This is a genomic window from Bacteroides sp. MSK.18.37 (genome assembly GCF_019129155.2).
GTDB lineage: Bacteria > Bacteroidota > Bacteroidia > Bacteroidales > Bacteroidaceae > Bacteroides > Bacteroides ovatus.
Genome location: NZ_JAHOIB020000001.1, coordinates 107,575 through 124,137, shown reverse-complemented (window position 1 = coordinate 124,137; position 16,563 = coordinate 107,575). Strand labels below are relative to the sequence as shown.

At 39.6% G+C, this 16,563-nt stretch carries 16 protein-coding genes; 10 read left to right on the top strand and 6 right to left on the bottom strand.

Annotated features, from left to right (window positions below; all coding sequences use genetic code 11):
* Positions 1-40: 40 nt before the first annotated feature.
* The 5 genes from KSX81_RS00455 to KSX81_RS00435 all read right to left on the bottom strand — a co-directional run bounded on the left by KSX81_RS00455 (position 41) and on the right by KSX81_RS00435 (position 3,547).
* Positions 41-1,057 carry an inorganic phosphate transporter gene (locus KSX81_RS00455; RefSeq protein ID WP_004302159.1) on the bottom strand — a complete coding sequence of 339 codons (1,017 nt, stop codon included), beginning with the start codon at positions 1,055-1,057 and terminating at the stop codon, positions 41-43.
* Positions 1,058-1,072: 15 nt separating this feature from the next.
* Positions 1,073-1,720, bottom strand: coding sequence for a DUF47 domain-containing protein (locus KSX81_RS00450; RefSeq protein WP_004302161.1), 648 nt, complete (start codon positions 1,718-1,720; stop codon positions 1,073-1,075).
* A 79-nt stretch (positions 1,721-1,799) separates the two neighbouring features.
* The gene (locus KSX81_RS00445) at positions 1,800-2,435 is read right to left on the bottom strand and encodes a DedA family protein (RefSeq protein ID WP_004302163.1); all 636 of its coding nucleotides are present in this window, start codon (positions 2,433-2,435) and stop codon (positions 1,800-1,802) included.
* 149 nt (positions 2,436-2,584) lie between these two features.
* Positions 2,585-3,016, bottom strand: coding sequence for a hypothetical protein (locus KSX81_RS00440; protein ID WP_004302168.1), 432 nt, complete (start codon positions 3,014-3,016; stop codon positions 2,585-2,587).
* 84 nt (positions 3,017-3,100) lie between these two features.
* Positions 3,101-3,547 carry a GNAT family N-acetyltransferase gene (locus KSX81_RS00435; protein WP_032843206.1) on the bottom strand — a complete coding sequence of 149 codons (447 nt, stop codon included), beginning with the start codon at positions 3,545-3,547 and terminating at the stop codon, positions 3,101-3,103.
* Positions 3,548-3,714: 167 nt separating this feature from the next.
* On the opposite strand from KSX81_RS00435, the gene KSX81_RS00430 reads away from it, so the two are divergent.
* The 10 genes from KSX81_RS00430 (at position 3,715) to KSX81_RS00385 (ending at position 14,380) form a co-directional block, all read left to right on the top strand.
* On the top strand, positions 3,715-4,974 hold the full coding sequence (locus KSX81_RS00430) for a carboxypeptidase-like regulatory domain-containing protein (RefSeq protein ID WP_004319878.1): 1,260 nt from the start codon (positions 3,715-3,717) through the stop codon (positions 4,972-4,974).
* A gap of 50 nt (positions 4,975-5,024) precedes the next feature.
* Entirely contained in the window at positions 5,025-5,576 is a 552-nt protein-coding gene (locus tag KSX81_RS00425) for an RNA polymerase sigma-70 factor (protein ID WP_004319876.1), read from the top strand.
* Positions 5,576-6,430: a FecR family protein gene (locus tag KSX81_RS00420; RefSeq protein ID WP_004305691.1), complete on the top strand. Its 855-nt coding sequence runs from the start codon at positions 5,576-5,578 to the stop codon at positions 6,428-6,430. The genes KSX81_RS00425 and KSX81_RS00420 overlap by 1 nt, the downstream gene beginning before the upstream one ends.
* A gap of 21 nt (positions 6,431-6,451) precedes the next feature.
* Positions 6,452-7,996 carry a carboxypeptidase-like regulatory domain-containing protein gene (locus KSX81_RS00415; RefSeq protein ID WP_217725662.1) on the top strand — a complete coding sequence of 515 codons (1,545 nt, stop codon included), beginning with the start codon at positions 6,452-6,454 and terminating at the stop codon, positions 7,994-7,996.
* A 61-nt stretch (positions 7,997-8,057) separates the two neighbouring features.
* Positions 8,058-8,234: a DUF4250 domain-containing protein gene (locus KSX81_RS00410; protein ID WP_004302174.1), complete on the top strand. Its 177-nt coding sequence runs from the start codon at positions 8,058-8,060 to the stop codon at positions 8,232-8,234.
* 199 nt (positions 8,235-8,433) lie between these two features.
* On the top strand, positions 8,434-8,973 hold the full coding sequence (locus tag KSX81_RS00405) for an RNA polymerase sigma factor (protein WP_060451175.1): 540 nt from the start codon (positions 8,434-8,436) through the stop codon (positions 8,971-8,973).
* Between the two features lie 4 nt (positions 8,974-8,977).
* Positions 8,978-9,322, top strand: a complete 345-nt coding sequence (locus KSX81_RS00400; protein WP_004316888.1) for a hypothetical protein — start codon at positions 8,978-8,980, stop codon at positions 9,320-9,322.
* A 33-nt stretch (positions 9,323-9,355) separates the two neighbouring features.
* Positions 9,356-9,913 carry a hypothetical protein gene (locus tag KSX81_RS00395; protein WP_004319869.1) on the top strand — a complete coding sequence of 186 codons (558 nt, stop codon included), beginning with the start codon at positions 9,356-9,358 and terminating at the stop codon, positions 9,911-9,913.
* Between the two features lie 48 nt (positions 9,914-9,961).
* Entirely contained in the window at positions 9,962-12,718 is a 2,757-nt protein-coding gene (locus KSX81_RS00390; RefSeq protein ID WP_004319867.1) for an outer membrane beta-barrel protein, read from the top strand.
* Between the two features lie 90 nt (positions 12,719-12,808).
* Entirely contained in the window at positions 12,809-14,380 is a 1,572-nt protein-coding gene (locus tag KSX81_RS00385) for a ClC family H(+)/Cl(-) exchange transporter (protein WP_004319865.1), read from the top strand.
* Positions 14,381-14,465: 85 nt separating this feature from the next.
* Here KSX81_RS00385 and KSX81_RS00380 read toward each other — a convergent pair whose 3' ends face one another.
* Positions 14,466-16,418 carry an LruC domain-containing protein gene (locus KSX81_RS00380; RefSeq protein WP_004312484.1) on the bottom strand — a complete coding sequence of 651 codons (1,953 nt, stop codon included), beginning with the start codon at positions 16,416-16,418 and terminating at the stop codon, positions 14,466-14,468.
* Positions 16,419-16,563 lie beyond the last annotated feature (145 nt).

Here is a 16,563-nt window from a genome sequence, read left to right as displayed (position 1 = left end):
TTATTTATTATAACATTCCTGATAGATAATATGTTTCCATCTATAAAAAGATGGAAACAATATAATAAATAGCTGCAGCTAAGAGTCCACTGACTGGAATTGTAAGAATCCAGGCAGTCATGAGGCTTTGGGTTACTCCCCAACGAACGGCAGAGAGGCGTTTAGTTGCACCTACTCCAATAATCGCTCCTGTGATAGTATGTGTAGTACTAACGGGGATTTTCAACATTTCCGTAATGTAGAGAGTGAAAGCACCTGCTGTTTCGGCAATCACTCCTTCCAATGGGGTTACTTTGGTAATTTTTGTTCCCATTGTTTTCACTATTTTCCAGCCACCGGACATCGTACCGAGTGAAATTGCTGTGAAGCACGAAAAAGCAACCCAGTCGGGAAGGTCATTGATGCTGTTGATACCCATGCCCAATCCCATTGAATGGCCGGCTATCATGGCAGCGGCAATAATACCCATTACTTTCTGTGAATCGTTCAAGCCATGTCCGACGCTGAAGAGGGCGGAGGATACGAGTTGTAACCTCTTGAACCATTGCTCGGCTGTGTGAGGATGTGCGCGTCGGCAGATGTAGAGGACAAACAGGGTGAAACCAAAAGCAATGACCATTCCGATAAAAGGAGCCAGAAAGATAAAGGCTGCAATTTTAAGAATGATGTTAAGCTGAATTGCTTCAAATCCGTTTGCCATAATGGCAGCTCCTGCAAACCCTCCGATAAGGGTGTGTGAGGAAGAAGACGGAATCCCTTTCCACCAGGTAACCAGGTTCCAAGTGATAGCCGCTATAATTCCTGCTAATATAATGGGCAGGGTGATATATTGCTCTACCACAGTCTTGGATACTGTATTGGCGATACCGAATCCACCTATTATATATTTGGCAATGAAGAAGGCTACGAAGTTGAAGAAAGCAGCCCATATTACAGCTTGAAAGGGAGTAAGCACCCTGGTAGATACGATGGTAGCTATTGAGTTTGCTGCATCGTGAAAGCCGTTGATATAATCGAATATCAGAGCCAGAATGATGATAGTTACTAATAATTCCATGTGTTCCGGCTTGCTTTATGCGTACTTTACAATCAGGTTTTTGAGAATCTTACCTACATGCTCTGCGGCATCGGTCGTTTTTTCCAGTTCATGCATGATCTCCTTTATTTTGATAAGTTCAATGCAATCTTTTTCCTCTTCGAAAAGTTTGGTGATAAAGAATTCGTATACATCATCCGCCTGGTTCTCGATTTCATGCAGTTTGGAACAGTATTCACGGAGAAGAGTCGGTTTCTTACGGAATGTTTCGAGTTCGTCCATGGCTTTGCATATATAGATCGCTTCCTCCTGAATCAAACGGCTCAACTCTTTGCCATTCTCTGAAATAGGACGGGGATTGTAAATAGAGATTCGTTTGGCACAACTGTTTATTCCGTCAATGACGTCATCCATGCAGGAAGCTAAGTCATGAATATCTTCGCGGTCGAAAGGAGTGATAAAGGTAGTACCTAATTCATCAAAAATCAGGTGTGTCAGTCTGTCGCCTTCCCGTTCTAGGTCTTTGATTTTTTTGTAGTAGTCCGAACGTTCTGTAGGTGAGTCATGTTGCAAGCTTTCTATTAAAACAACTGATGCTTCGCAGAGCACTTCTGATAGCTGTTTCAGTAAAGGGAAAAATTTGGGCTCCTTTGGAGTAAACTGGCTAAAAAAAGAATTTTTCATAAGTGTAAAAACTTTAAATTGTTTTTTTCTTCTCTATTTATATTAGTAACAAATGAATACAGATTATAGTTTGCTGTTTTTAAGATTTTAGTTTGGCACGTACTACCTCTATAATGGCAGGCAATACAGAGATAAATATGATGGCTACAATCAGTAATTTCAGGTTTTCCTGCACAAACGGAAGGTCGCCGAAGAAATAACCAGCATAACAGAATACGGCAACCCAGAGCGCACCACCAACTAAATTATACATCATAAAATAGTAGTAATTCATCTTTCCCATTCCTGCTACGAAAGGTGCAAATGTGCGTACTATCGGGACAAATCTGGCTAGAATAATTGTTTTCCCACCATACTTTTTATAGAACTCGTGTGTTTTCTCCAGATAACTTTGTTTGAATATCCTGGAGTTGGGGTTATTAAACAGCTTTCGGCCGAAGAAATGTCCTATCATGTAATTGCAGGAATCGCCTAATACGGCAGCAGCAAATAAGATAATGACAAGTATATGCACGCTGATGGGCATATCGGGTAATGCTGAAATGGCTCCTGCAACGAAGAGTAAAGAATCACCGGGAAGAAAAGGAGTGACCACTAATCCGGTTTCACAGAAGATGATAGAAAACAAGATGGCGTATGTCCAGGCATGATAATCACGCACAATCATCACCATATATTGATCGATATGAAGTATAAAATCCAATAAAAAGTCCATTTTATATACTTTGGTTATTATTGTAATGAAAGAATGTTATAGGCTTCCAGACCATAGTGAATTCTTTTTTCACTCAAATGGTGGAGGCAAACAGAAAGTGGGGCATAAAAGACTTGAATTGTCCTATGCCGAAAAAAGATATAAAATGGCTAAATGAGTATGTGTCCTAATGAATAGATATGATATCTATCGGAATATTTAAAAAGATTGGTATAATATGAAAAACCTGTCCATTGATTTTTAGGAAGTTGAATCTTTAGCGAGCTTAGTATGCGGATAGTGACAGAAGGAATATTGAATCTTAGTATTTTTAAGGGAGAGAGGTGGCGGAAGGAAAATGGATTTAAAACGCCGTTATCGTTATTGTAATTTTGCTTTCCGGCGTATTCTTTTGTCTTGACTAGTTTCTGTTCTTGATCCAGTTGTATAATGCTAGCTTTAGAGGTATATGAATAGGAATAGGTTTGTATGCCGTTACTACCGGCTTCTAACCGGTATGCCTCTTGTGCTTCGTTGAAAATCAGATGGAATCCCCAACACAGAAATACGCCTAATAGTATACAAAATATGTACTTCATCATAACGGCCGCAAAGGTAGAAACTATTTTTATATGAAATACATATTCACAAGCATAATTAACAATTATATCAGTGATTACCGGGAATTATTCTTTGAAGTTGCTTATCGTAAATTTCATCGGAGTATATGTTATCCCATTGGTACATTGTTTCCCGGCAATTTTATCGAAGCCCAGACTTTGATAAAAAGGAATAGCGTATGTGGATGAATTAACCGTCATTTCATTTACCGGGCAATGCTTGATTGCAAAATTGAATAATTGTTTGCCGATGCCTTTACGGTGGTGTTCTTTTCCGATGAAGAACAGGGATAGATGCTTCCCTTCATTCTTCGTTCCCATAATGCCTACTAGATTTTCATTGTCAAAAGCCCCGTAAATCACTAATTCATTCATAAGTTGCTCACTAAAGATAAAACTTTTGAATGAATTCAAACCTTCTTCATCGAAGTCTTCCGCTCCACATTGTATATATACCTCCAATGCTAATGAGGTAGCCCGGTCATATTCGGTCTTGTCTAATTTGCGTATCATGGCGATTGCTTTTATCATTAATCTGCCGGGAAATTTACTATTAATTCCCGGATATAATATTGGAATATGATTTCTTTTTCTTTTTTTTGTAAAAGCTGTAGGGTATTTCCAGTCTGAGCGCTCTTATAAATAGAAACGTAATTTATTTACCTTTAAAAAGCATCAGTATGAAGAATGTAGAAAAACACTTGGTTGGATGGCTGTCAGTTTGTTTGCTGCTTTGTAGCTTTCCTGTGTGGGCGCAAGGAGATGCCGGAGATTATCTAACAATCGTTGGTATGGTGAAAGACAAGCAAAATAAAAAAGCTCTGGAGAACGTAAATGTATCTGTGCATGGCAGTAATATCGGCACTGTGACGAATGCGGAAGGAGAATTTGCTTTGAAAATCAAAAAAACAGAAGCGCTGCGCGAACTGGAGATTTCACATATAGGTTATGTAAATAATCATATCTCTCTGGAGAAAGAAACACCCTCTAAGTTGACGGTTTGGCTGACACCTCATGCCAACCTGCTGAATGAAGTGGTGGTGTTTGCTGAAAATCCACGTATGATTGTAGAGAAGGCAATCAGTAAGATTCCTCTAAATTATAGTGATAAGCGTGATATGCTGACGGGATTTTATCGGGAGACTGTACAGAAAGGGCGTCGGTATATCGGTATATCGGAGGCTGTGATCGATGTGTCCAAAACAGCCTACACTAATAGAAATACTAATTATGACAAAGTAAGGGTGGTGAAGGGACGTCGCCTGCTTAGCCAGAAAGCGAGTGATACATTAGCTGTCAAGGTTGTTGGCGGCCCTAACTTGAGCATCACTTTGGATGTTGTGAAGAACAAGGGAGCATTACTCGATATGGAAGAATTGAATAATTATGAGTTCTGGATGGCGGAATCCATGCTTATAGATAACCGTATGCAGTATGTTATTAATTTCCGCCCGAAGGTAATCCTTATGTATGCTCTCTTGTATGGCAAATTATATATCGATCGTGAACGCTTGTCATTTACCCGTATAGAGATGAGTCTGGACATGCAGGATAAATCGAAGGCAACCACTGCCATTCTATATAAAAAGCCTCTCGGTTTAAGATTCAAGCCGCAAGAGCTGTCCTACCTGGTCACTTATAAAGATGTGGATGGAAAAACTTATCTGAATTACATTAGCAACACAATCCGTTTCAAATGTGACTGGAAGAAGAAACTGTTTTCCACAAGCTATACAGTAGCTTCCGAAATGGTCGTGACCGACAAGAGAGAAGGAATGTTGGAGACTATTCCCAACAAAGAAGCCTTCAGCTTGAATCAAATATTCTATGATAAAGTAGACGAATATTGGAGTCCGGACTTTTGGGGAAACTACAATATCATCGAACCTACGGAATCTTTGGAGCACGCAGTGGATAAATTAAAAAAGCAATCGAATTGAAACAGGGATAGTTTTCTTATATTTGAGGTCAATCATAAAGAAAAGCAAGTATGCTGGATGAACTGCTCATACTAAAAAAGATAAAGGGAGGTGACATAAAAGCGTTTGAGGAACTCTTTCGCCGTTACTATTTTCCTCTTTGCTGTTATGCGGCAGGCATTATCGGGCAAATGGAAGTGGCTGAAGAGATTGTGGAGGAACTTTTTTATGTACTTTGGAAAGAAAGGGAGCGCTTACAGATCTTTCAGTCCGTTAAAAGTTACTTGTATAGAGCGACTCGTAATCAATCTTTGCAGTATTGCGAACACGAGGAAGTTCGGAACAGATACCGTGAAACTGTATTGACTACTTCCAACCCAGAGCAGTCAACAGATCCTCATCAACAGATGGAGTATGAGGAATTGGAGAGATTCATAAATGGAACCCTTGAAAAGCTGCCGGTTCGCAGACGGAGGATTTTCGAGATGCATCGTCTGGAAGGGCGGAAATATGTCGAGATAGCGACGCAGCTTTCGCTTTCTGTTAAGACAGTAGAGGCTGAAATGACAAAAGCCCTCCGGACATTACGAGAAGAAGTAGAAATTTATATTCACATGAAGTGATGAAAACAGATATTTATAAAATAAAGACAGATCAGGCGTGGAATCGATTGTATAATCGCTTGGACAATGACCGTTTACTTGCGAAAGTGGATGAAGGCCACCATACACGCAAATATTCACAATGGATCAGGTACGGAGCAGTTGCCGCCGTTTTGATAGGCGTCATTTGGGGAACTTTGTATTGGGTGACCGGTTCTGATAAAGAACTGGCACAGCATCTTCTTACACAGGAAAATCAAGGTGTTTCCACTTTGGCAACGACTCTCGAAGACGGTTCTGTCGTACTCTTGGCAAAAGAAACTTCCCTGTTATATCCGAAACATTTTATTGCTGATAAACGGGAAGTGAGTCTACAGGGAAATGCGTTCTTTGACGTAGCAAAGAAGCAGGGACAACCCTTTTGGATTGACACGGAGCAAGCTAAGATTGAAGTGCTAGGTACTGCTTTTAGTGTGCAAAGTGATGAAAATGCTCCGTTCCGTTTATCCGTACAAAGAGGGATAGTGAAGGTTACTCTAAAAAAAGGAAATCAGGAGTGTTATGTAAAAGCGGGGGAAATGGTAGTAGTGCGATCACAACGATTAGTCGTTTTGGATACAGATAAGGAGAATGAAGAGTGGGGGAGCTTCTTTAAGCATATACGATTTAAAGATGAATCGTTAGCGAACATTCTGAAAGTCATGAATTTGAATTCGGATAGTTTGCAAATACAAGTTGTCTCACCGGCATTGGAGGAACGTCGGCTGACTGTCGAATTCTCTGACGAATCTTCTGAAGTTATAGCTAATCTGATAGCTAATGCGCTCGGTCTGCAATGTATCCGGCAAGGAGATATTCTTTTATTATCGGAATAGAACTCATTAAAGTTGGGAAAAATGAAACAGTCTTATCATTATCTGTCCGTTCTGCTGATACTCTTCTTCTTCGTCGATATGATGAGAGCGGATGGAAGTGATGTGCTGGAACGTATAGTCAGACTTCCCAAGATAAAAGGTACTGTTTATTCATTGTTGAGTGATGTCTCTCAACAGTCGGGATATATGTTTATTTATGATAGTAAAGTCATTGATAATGATGCAGTAGTGAAGATAAAGGGAGGCGAACGTTCCATTCGTCAGGCAGTGTATGACATCGTAGGAAATACCAGTCTGGAGTTTCAGGTGATGGGCACTCACATCCTGATTACTCTCCCTTCGGAGAAAAAGGTACGTGTGCAACAAGATTTTGTTCCGGAACAGATAACAAACTTTGTCATTATCGGTACTTTGCTGGATAAGGAGACAGGAATACCTATCTCTTCTGCTACTGTTGGAGTGCGAGGAACATCTATTGGCAGTATAACGAATCAAAATGGAGATTTTAAACTGTCTTTACCCGATTCTTTGAAAAATGATTCGATTACTTTTTCTCATATAGGTTATCTTTCACAGGACATAGAGTTTGCTTTGCTGATTGGACGGCACAATATACTTAGTCTCGAACCTAAAGTTGTCCCTTTGCAGGAAGTGGTGATTCGTCGAAGTGATCCAAAGAAACTTTTGCGTGAAATGATTGAGCGGCGGAATAAGAATTATTCGCATACTCCGGTATATCTGACTACTTTTTATCGTGAAGGAGTTCAGTTGAAAAACAAATTTCAAAACTTGTCGGAAGCTGTGTTTAAGGTTTATAAGACATCCTCATATTCTTCTGTACCGGATCAGGTGAAGCTGTTGAAGATGAGTCGGCTAAGTAATGTAGAAGCAAAAGACAGCTTGCTTGTAAAAGTAAAATCCGGAATTCAGGCTTGTATCCAGATGGATATCATCAAAGATATGCCCGAGTTCCTGACTCCTAGTGTAGAGAAGGGTATTTATGACTATACTTCAGAAGGAGTAACATTTTTAGAGGACCGATTTGTAAATGTGGTGTATTTTGAGCAGAAAAAGGGAATCAGCGAACCTCTTTTTTGTGGAGAGCTATTTCTTGATTCCGAGACAAGTGCTCTATTGCAAGCCCGTCTGGAAGTTCATCCTGTATATGTGAAGAATGCGGCAGGTATGTTTGTCGAAAGGCGTACGCGTAACGTGCGAATGATTCCTCAAAAGGTGGTATATACAATTTCTTATAAACCGTGGCAAGGGACTTATTACATACACCATATCCGTGGAGATCTTCATTTCAAAGTGAAACGGGCAAAAATGCTGTTCGGCAGCCGGGATCTTCATATCTGGTTTGAGATGATTACTTGCAAGGTGGATACCGAACAAGTGGTCGTATTTCCCCGTACAGACAGATTGCCCACCCGTACCATCTTCTCTGACACCTATTTCAAATATGATGAGAACTTCTGGAAGGACTTCAACGTGATCCCATTGGAAGAGGAAATCAGTAAACTGATAGAAAAGATCTCTTTGAAGATAGAAGAAACAGGAGATTGATTTGTTTTGTCATTCAATGAGATTGCTGTACCTTTGCATCCGGTTTAAAAGATTGTATGTTATGGAATTACCAAAAGATCCGATGATGTTGTTCAGCGTCATCAATATGAAGTTACGTGATTGTTATTCTTCACTTGACGAACTTTGTGAAGATATGAATGTGGATAAGGATGAATTAGTGAATCAGTTGAAAGCCGTGGGCTTTGAATATAGTGTGGAACACAATAAGTTCTGGTAATCATTTTCTTGTTTACAACTTATAGATAAACTACTAAAAGTGCCTTCATCGCCTTTACAAAGGATATGGAGGCACTTTTTATATCTTATGCGCAGCTTCTCTCTTACTCTTTCTTGTTAATAAAAGCAAAATGCGGATTCCCGTATTTAACTTCCCCGCTCTTCTTCGTTCTAACTAATAAAGCTCAGAAAAAGAATTGATGATAAACGAGAATAAAATTCGTGAAGCTTGTGCCTCGAATCGCGAACGGGGATTCAAGATGTTGATGGACTCTTTTCAGGTACCGATATATAATTATATCCGTAGACTGGTCGTATCTCATGAAGATGCGGAAGATGTGCTTCAGGAAGTCTTTATCCGGATATTCCGGCATATCGATCAGTTTCGCGAAGAAAGTTCACTGTCAACCTGGATTTACCGGATTGCAACGAATGAGAGTTTACGCTTGCTCAACGGACGTAAAGATGAAGGAGTTGTTTCTGCGGAAGATGTTCAGGAAGAGTTGATGGGCAAGTTGAAGGCTTCCGATTACATTGATTATGAAAATGAGTTGGCAGTAAAGTTTCAGGAAGCTATTTTAAGTCTGCCGGAAAAGCAACGGCTGGTATTCAACTTGCGTTATTACGATGAACTTGAATATGAAGAGATCGCCCGTGTACTGGATAGTAAAGTGGATACACTAAAAGTGAATTACCACTATGCGAAAGAGAAGATAAAGGAATATATATTAAACAGATAGAACGATGAAAAAGGATTTTGATTTTGATGATATTGGAAAACGGACACCTTACCGTACCCCCGATGGATTCTTCGAGGACGTGCAACGAAAGGTGATGGAACGTGCCGGAGTGAAGCAACAGCGGAAGTCTCATACGAAGCTGATTATTTCTACGGTGATTACCATAGCAGCCGTATGGGTCGGATTTCTGTTTGTTCCGTCTTTGCGACAGGCAGATGAGGTGACAACATCTTCTTCGAAAGTATTAGCCAATGGTACGGAACCGGTAGATAAATGGATTAAAGAACTATCAGATGAGGAGTTGGAAGAGCTCGTCAGCTTCTCTGAAAATGATATATTTTTGAATTAAGTAACTCAATTAATTATTTTAAACGTGAAGATTATGAAGACTAAATTTATTTATGTAATTATGGCCGTTCTCCTGATGGGAAGCCAGATGACTTTGTCTGCACAGAATACGGATAACAAACAAAAAAAACAGCGTCCTACACCGGAACAAATGGTGCAGATGCAGACTAAACAAATAGTAAATACGTTGATGTTGGATGATGCAACGGCAGCTAAATTTACTCCGGTATACGAGAAGTATCTGAAAGAATTGCGTGAATGTCGTATGATGACTCATAAGGCGAGAACAGAGAAAACTAAAGGACAAGGCACAGACGCTAAGAAAGAACGTCCGTCCATGACTGATGACGAGATTGCGACCATGTTACGGAACCAGTTTACTCAAAGCCGTAAAATGCTGGATGTTCGTGAAAAGTATTACAATGAATTCAGCAAGATACTTTCGCAGAAGCAGATTTTGAAGATTTATCAGCAGGAGAAGATGAATGCTAATAAGTTTAAGAAAGAGTTTGACCGAAGAAAAGGACAGAAACCGGGACAGGGACATCACCAGGGGCAAAGATCTCGCGCTCCACGTCCGGACCAGAAATAAATATTAGGTTTATTTTATTATAGTTTTATTTTACTAAATCAACACAATTTGAACATAGACAGCCATATTTATTCTTTTCAGTACCGTTTGATTACTTGTTATGTCTTGTTACTGATTAGTTTGACTGTTTTTGCTCAGTCCGGCAAAGAGCGTTTTTCCGGTCGTGTGATTGATACTGAAACCTATCAGCCGGTACCGTTTGCTACGGTCCGGCTTTTAGCTTTACCGGATAGTACATTGTTGGGCGGCGGCGCTACGGATGCTATCGGTAAATTTCAACTTTCCGTTTCTATTCCTAATCATGCAATTAAAGCGAAGTCTTTATTATTACAGGTGTCATATGTCGGATATAAGCAGGTTTTTCATCCCATTTCCATTTCCAGCAAAAGCTCTTCTTACGAATTGGGGGATATAAATCTGACTCAGGAAAGTTATGCTTTGGATGAAGCAGTGGTAGTAGGGCAGGCTCCAATGGCGGTGACAGAGGGGGATACAACGGTATTCAACGCTTCTGCCTATCGTACTCCCGAAGGCTCAATGCTTGAAGAATTGGTAAAACAGCTTCCGGGAGGTGAAATAGATGCAGACGGTAAGTTGCTAATACATGGCAAGGAAGTAAAAAAGATTTTGGTGGACGGTAAAGAGTTTTTCTCTGATGATCCGAAAGCTGCTCTTAAAAATCTTCCTGTGGAGATGGTGGAGAAGTTAAAAGCGTATGAACGTCAATCGGATTTGGCACGTCTTACGGGAATAGATGACGGAGAGGAAGAGATGATTCTGGACTTGTCTGTGAAAAAAAATATGAAACGGGGCTGGATGGAGAATTTTATGGGAGGATATGGAAGTAAAGACCGTTATGAATTAGCCAATACCTTGAACCGTTTTCGTGAAAACTCTCAATTAACCATTATCGGGAATCTGAATAATACCAATAACCAGGGATTCTCGGAATTACAGAATGAATCTTCCAGTTCAACAGGCAATATCCGTAGCCGGATGGGACTGACTACCTCCCGCTCATTGGGGCTTAATGCGACTTATGATTGGAAGCGCGTTAAATTACGTTCAAATATTCAATATGTCGGCACCGATCGTTTGGAAGATAGCCGTACCACAGTCGACAACTTTCTCCGGGAAGATAAATCAATCAATCTGGGCACGAGTCATAGCCGACAACAGAATCACGAACTGGTAGCCAATGCTTCTCTTGAATGGAAAATGGATTCTGTTACTACATTGATTTTCCGTCCTCAATATCGTTTCTCAGCCAATGACAGAGAGAATAGTGGCTTTCAGGAAGGGTGGGGGAATGATGTCTTGTTGAATGAAAGAGAGTCCTCCGGCACCAATCATAATTCCCGGTATAATCTGACGATGATGTTGCAACTTAGCCGGAAATTGAGTCGTTTGGGGAGAAATGTTGCTTTGAAGGTAGACTATGGTACTAATGCTTCAGCTACAGACCGAAAGAGCCTTTCCACCACCCGGTACTTCAAAAATAATACGAAGAAGATTCAGAATCAGAAAATAGAGGATGATGTTGACGGCTATAATTACCGGGTGCAACTGGTGTATGTAGAACCATTGCCGTGGCGGCATTTCCTGCAACTTCGTTACAGCTATCAGTATAGAGTGAACAATTCGGATCGTTTTGTCTATGACTGGGATAAGGAACTGGAAGAGTTTGCTCCTGACTTTGATGAAGACTCTAGTAACCGTTTTGAAAATCAATACAGTAATCACTTAGTGAACCTTGCCATACGTACTTCACAAAAGAAGTATAATTATAATATTGGTGTTGATTTTGAACCTCAAAAGTCTGTTAGCCATTCATTGTTGAGTGATGCTCCCGAAGATCAGTTGGAAAGATCGGTCATGAATTTTTCGCCTACTGTCAATTTCCGCTATAAGTTTTCAAAACGCACCCGTTTGCAAATTGTGTATAGGGGAAAAGGGAAACAGCCTAATATACGTGATCTCCAACCTGTGACCGACCGTACCAACCCTTTGAATATCCGTGTCGGAAACCCTTCGTTGAAGCCTTCATATATGAATACTTTTACGCTGAATTTCAATTCTTATAATACCAAATATCAGCGAAATATGGTAGCTACCGCTTTGTTCGAGAATACCATTAACAATGTAACTAATCAGGTGACTTATGATAGTGAAACCGGTGTACGAACTACATCTCCGGTCAATATGAATGGTAATTGGCGGGCCATGGGTTCTTTTTCTCTCAATACCCCTTTTAAGAATCGTAACTGGATATTTCGTACTTACTCCTATCTGCAATACCGGAATCAGAATGGCTATACAACCTTGAATAAAGAAGAACCGGTGAAAACTTCCGTACAGCATTTAACGGGACGTGAACGTCTACGGATTACTTATCGTACCCGCCAAATGGAACTTACAGGGCTTGTTGGCCTGACTTATAACAATTCTTATAATGACGTACGGGAGAAACGTACTGAAACTTTTGATTATCAGGCAGGAACTGAATTGCAGCTTTATCTTCCCTGGGGGATGGAGTTATATAATGACCTGACTTATTTCCTTCGTACCGGATATGGTTATGAGGGTTATGCCAAAGCAAATTTCATGTGGAACTGTCAGCTGTCAAAAGCCTTTTTGAAGAGGAAACAGTTACTAATCCGCTTCAAAATATATGATATTCTTCATCAGGACATTTCTATGATTCGCACGATAACCGCTACTGCCATTCGTGACACTGATTATAATGCACTGGGTTCTTACTTTATGGTGCATGCTATCTTTCGTTTGAATATGATGGGAAAATAATTAGAAATTAAATCTTCATTAGTTTGAAAACCACAGCAGGGTTTTGATTGTTGTATGTCCTACGTATAAAAACAATGTAAGGCTGGCTGAATGTTTCGACTGATAAAAATGATAAAAGATAAAGGTCGTTGGCGCATTTTTAAACTGAAGTTGATTGATGCCCGACTGTACTTTGTCAGTATCTTCGTAGGATTACTGACAGGACTTGTGGCTGTGCCTTATCATTACCTATTACAGTTTTTCTTTAATCTCCGTCACGATTTCTTTGATTCTCGTCCCAAATGGTATTGGTACATACCTCTTTTTCTTTTGATGTGGGGAATACTTGTATTCGTATCCTGGTTGGTAAAGAAAATGCCGCTTATTACCGGTGGGGGTATTCCGCAAACACGTGGAGTTATCAATGGACGGGTTGATTATAAACATCCTTTTCTGGAATTGGTGGCAAAGTTTGTAGGTGGAATACTTGCATTAAGTACCGGATTGTCTTTGGGGCGTGAAGGACCTTCCGTGCAGATAGGTTCTTATGTGGGATATTTGGTCTCTAAATGGGGAAGAGTGCTTAGCGGCGAACGGAAACAATTATTGTCTGCCGGTGCTGGTGCTGGATTGGCAGCGGCTTTTGCTGCCCCATTAGCTTCTTCATTGTTGGTTATTGAATCTATTGAGCGGTTTGATGCGCCTAAAACGGCTATTACTACGCTTTTGGCAGGAGTTGTGGCAGGAGGGGTTGCCAGTTGGATTTTCCCCATCAATCCTTATTTTCATATAGATGCTATTGTACCGGGAATGACTTTTGGGGGCCAAGTGAAACTTTTCCTTTTGTTGGCAGCAGTGGTTTCTGTCTTTGGGAAGTTCTTTTCTGTCACCACTCTTCAGGTGAAACGTATTTACCCTGCTATTAAGCATCCGGAATACGTGAAGATGTTGTATTTGCTTTTTATAGCTTTTCTGATTTCTATGGCCGAGTTTAATCTGACCGGAGGAGGGGAGCAGTTCTTGTTATCACAAGCTATGCGTCCAGACACACATATTCTCTGGATTGTCGGCATGATGCTGTTGCATTTTGTTTTTAGCACTTTTTCTTTTTCTTCGGGTTTACCGGGAGGAAGTTTTATCCCGACGCTGGTGACGGGAGGACTTCTTGGACAAATCGTGGGATTAATTATGGTTCAACAGGATGTTATTGCTTATGAGAATATTAGCTATATCATGTTGATTTGTATGTCTGCATTCCTTGTAGCAGTAATCCGTACCCCTTTGACAGCTATTGTATTAATAACTGAAATTACGGGGCATTTGGAAGTCTTTTATCCTTCTATTGTTGTAGGAGGGTTAACTTATTACTTTACGGAAATGCTTCAAATCAAACCGTTCAATGTTATTTTATATGACGATATGATTCATTCGCCTGCATTTAAGGAAGAATCGCGTTACACATTGTCTGTAGAAATTATGAGCGGCTCTTATTTAGACGGGAAAATAGTAGATGAACTCCGTTTGCCTGAGCGTTGTGTGATAATTAATGTTCATCGTGACCGGGAGAACTTGCCTCCTAAAGGGCAAACATTAATGCCCGGCGATCAGGTGCAAATAGAGATGGATTCGCAGGATATAGAGAAACTGTATGAACCTTTAGTCAGTATGGCGAATATTTATTAATTGTCTGACTCTTATCCTTTGATATATACAAGAATAGCTGAAAGAATCTCTCTTTCAGCTATTCTTGTATTAGTATATTAAGTATTTATTTTTTCTTATACCAATCGGAGTTTGTACCATATTTAGCCCAATCTATAAATTTAGGATAGATTTCATTGATAGGCTTTTTCTCATTTTTATTGAAATTCTTTAATTCTGCAATATCATCAGCGTTGGCATTTGCCAAATAGAATGCAAAAGGATAAATATTCTCTTGATTAGATACATAATAAATACCTTCATTGGGCTTGGAACGGTCATCGTTTTGTCCAAAGAAAGAAGTGTCGACTTTGGAAGTCGGTTTTTGCATTGGGCAATGAATTTCCAAGCGATTACCTTCTTTACTGGGACGATAAATGAATGCGTCGATTGATGTTTCCTGTTTTTTATTTGAATTTTTATCTCCGTATTTGAACGTTACCTTATATTCGGCATTCGGGTTTGTTTTGACATTATCAGTCAATATGATTGCATTACTTTCACGGGTAAATTTATCAGTTCCCGAAGCTACAGTGAACCCTTTTTCACCTTCTTTCTTAATTAAGTATTCGGTTGACTGTGCATTTCCTGCATTTGAAAGGGTGAAACCTAATCCGTTAGTGAATACTGTATACTTATTATATAAAGTTTTAAACGTAAATGACTCGCTTAAGATTTCATTGTATATATTGAAAACTTTTTGATAAGTATACTGAACCAATACGTCATTCATGTCATAATCACCAGCTTTAGGCCATTCATCTTCAAATGCGTATACACCGGTTTTTTCGATGGTTGTATTCAAGTCTTCATCTACAGGAGGAACATTGGTTATTTCAGGATTAGCTTTTAATGAGAACACAACATCTGTAAAGTTTTGGTCGTCCATGAAATCTTCAAAAGCAATAGCAATGTTGTTGTTTTTATCTCTAAACATAGCTGTACGTACATCTATACCGCTATTAACTTTTGTGCTGAATCCTTTTGTGGAGCAAGCATAAAATCCATAGGTTAGAGTATGGCTATTGAAACCTGTAAAATAAGTGTTCCATGCGTTGCATGCGAGAACAAAACCGATGCTATATCCTTTGGGAAAGTTCGTCCCCTCCGGGTGTTCAGGATCATCAAAATATTTTAGTTGTACAGCTGTACCTTCTTCTATACCTTGAGGAGAAGCTTTGAGGCTCCCGTTATTCCACGTCATTTGGGTATTGGGGAATATAGCATATACCTTTACGTCTTTCAGGCTAGTAGGAAGCTGATCAGCTCGGTAATAGTAGTAGCCTAATGAGCTGTTCCAACATGTCCAACCTTTCAATGCTGTTAATACTACGGCTGTTTCATCTTTCTCTACATATAAATCTGCTTGAGTACGATAATCTTCAGGACAATCTTTAAAAGTATTCAATACTTTATTTACAGTAGTACGTAATTCATTCATTTCAGATTTACTCAATGTGAGTTTAGGGTCCTTACCTTTATAAGCGTAATAAATGACTCCACTGTACTCATCGTATTTACCTAGATTCGTCTTCCATCCTAGATTATCAAATCTATTCTCATCAAATTTTGTGGATTCTCTGTAGGATGCTCTAGTCGTAGGTTGCTCATCTGTGTCTGATACTTTCAAAACACCATTAACAATTTTCCCAGGTATTGCTCGTCTGGCGAAAGGTGATGTAGAAACGATATATACATCAGATACATAAGCTGGCAAATCAACCGTTGCGGTAAATTTACCTTGTTCGTCTGTCCATGCACCGTCTAATGCCTGAACATTTTCTTTTAAGGCAATAGTGTTTTCACCTTCAATTAATGGATTTCCATCATAAATGGAGAAAGGGACTCTTGATTCAGAATCGGAATAGTCAATTTCTACTTGTACTTTTTGTACGGTAGAGAAACTAGAGGGATTAGTACCAGTTCCTGGATCTTCCTGGTATAAGTCTTTGTCACTGTCTACACAACTGCTTACACCCATTGCAATAATCATTGTACATGCTAACCAAAACTTCTTCATATGCGTTGTTTTTTGTTTATGCGATAATTTAAGTCTGTTTTGTGTTTTAAAATAAACCCGTAAGTTCTTTGGAGGTCAAAGGCTTACGGGCACAAAGATATATATATTATTCAACACAATCATCGAAAAGTTGAATAATTTTTCG